The following is a 2185-nucleotide window of genomic DNA, read 5'->3' on the forward strand; positions in this document are numbered from 1 at the left end:
CACCGAACGGAGTTGGCGATGAGCGCGGAAAGCGCGAGATTAGGCACCAAGGCCGACCAGAGTACTCAACAAGCGGAGGGACGGGCTTGATGCCTAATCTCGCGCTCCCTTCGTTCGATTCAGTGCCGACGCGAAACGCCGCCGAACTGGCGATCGAGCCCCCCATGCGCCGGGGCATTGAGCCCCGACGCACGGGGACCGCTCATCGCCAACTCCGTTATACCTACAAGGATTGAACCGTGAAATTACCAGTTACATGTGCACAATGCATGCAAGAGGACATCGCAAACGCGATGATTACCGCAACGGTTGAATTCAAGGATGATGGTCGATATGAGATTCTGTGCCCAAAGGGTCATTCTTCCATTACACTATTGCAACAACAAAAGTTTGAAATACTTTTTGATATTGGCGCTTACGCAATCGTAGATGGCTATTATCGAGAGGCAGTTTCGTCGTTTACTTCTGCACTAGAAAGATTCTACGAATTCTTTATAAAAGTTGTGTGTATATCAAAAAATATTGATTGGTCTAATACGCAAGAAGCATGGAAGGAGGTCTCGAATCAATCTGAAAGGCAGCTAGGAGCTTTCATTTTTCTTCATCTTCAGGAAACTGGCAGTAAGCCAACCTTGCTCAGCAATAATAAAATAAAATTCCGTAATGAAGTTGTCCATAAGGGAAAAATACCGAGTAAAGAACAGGCTACTGAATATGGTCAGGCCGTTCTCGATGTGGTTCGCCCACTTCTTAAAAAGCTCAAAGAAGAGTATGGAGATGCGGTGGGAATGGCTACATTTCAGCATCTAAGCAATACCAGAAATCCATCTGATGATGGTGTGGCTGTTTCAACGATGTGCATTTCAACAATTTTAAGTCTCTCTAATGGTGAACCAGCCCATGATGATAGAAGCTTGAAAGATGCAATATCACAGCTACGGCGTTGGTAAAAAGTATAACAAGGCGCTGTTGCCGGACAAATTTTCCGCTGCGCTCCAAATTTGCCGCAAAGCGCGGCGTTAGGCGGCGCTACCCGCCGGGATTGCCGGCGTTTACGGCCGGGATCCGCGCCGCTCGGCTGCTGCGTGAGCCAATAACGATGAAGGGGGACAACGACTGTGATGATCCGTGGATTTGCGGGAACTTGGGTGGTTTTCCTGCTTAGTAGCAACGTCGCTCTTGCAGGGACCATTACCGCGACTTGCTACAGTCCAGAAGGAAAGCGATTCGAGTTCGTGGACGGAGAGAGACAAGAGAGTTCAGACGGCTACTCGAACTCGAACCCTACATTCTTCTTCACGACACACGATCCGGATGTTCTGATCGAAAGCTGGCAAGCAGCGCTTCCGTTCCCAGACTTGATAGGGAGGGAGAGAGTTGATGAGCTTGTTCCCCCAACGGTAACGAAGTCCGTAGTGGTCTTCCGTTCCGATTCCGTTATCCATGCCTTGTCAATGCAGGGCAAAGAAGCATATTCCACTACTTTATACTTGAAACGAGATGTAGCGATCTTTACGAGAATTCGGATCAGTAAAGGCGGGCTTGTCTCAGGGCCTATGGGCGCCATCTACACAGCGAAATGTAACTTCAATGTGCTCGAGTGAGGTTCTACGTGGCTCCGGTTGTGCCCATTCATAGCTCGCGACCCAGCTCAGCGCCGCCTAACAAGGCGCTGCAGACGGACGAAATCAAACTGTCACGCCTCTTGCATTCGCAAGAGCCGCGCCAGCTTGCCTTTGCCGCTGAGCTTGGTCGTTATGCGGCATTTTAACCGGCGACCACACGTTGACAGCCGTCACGTGACCCGCTACATTTCTTGGCGTGATCAAAACGTTCGCCGATCGGCATACTCAGGAGCTTTACGCCACAGGCAAATCGAAGCGTTTTCCCCCGGATATTGCCAGACGAGCGGTGCGGGAGCTTGAGGGTAAATAGGGGTCAGACCCTATTTTTCTCCTGTTCGGCCCTTCTCCGCGTGCCCACGGCTACTATGGCCTCTGCTGACTTCTGCCCCATCACGCCTTGCGTTGCCGCAAGACGCGCGGCCGAAGTGACCTTAGGGTTCGATGGCGATTCCGATGCTTTCGCATCGGGCCTCAGTTCGACTCCCATAGTCCTTCCAACCGCCAGGAAGACAGATCTCCCCGGATAAGAGCGACAACTTTCCCTGCACAACTGCCCCATT

General features: G+C 51.3%; 1 protein-coding gene. It reads left to right on the forward strand.

The features are described from left to right. The first annotated feature begins 269 nt into the window (after positions 1–269). Positions 270–950 (forward strand): hypothetical protein, encoded by a 681-nt coding sequence (locus NB231_RS17230; protein WP_084766179.1) that lies wholly within the window; start codon positions 270–272, stop codon positions 948–950. The last annotated feature ends 1235 nt before the right edge of the window (positions 951–2185 follow it).

Origin of the sequence: Nitrococcus mobilis Nb-231 (assembly GCF_000153205.1) — a bacterium.
GTDB lineage: Bacteria > Pseudomonadota > Gammaproteobacteria > Nitrococcales > Nitrococcaceae > Nitrococcus > Nitrococcus mobilis.

Coding starts and splice junctions, on each gene's coding strand:
- NB231_RS17230 (WP_084766179.1), top strand. CDS start 270: ATGCAAGAGGACATCGCAAACGCGATGATTACCGCAACGGTTGAATTC.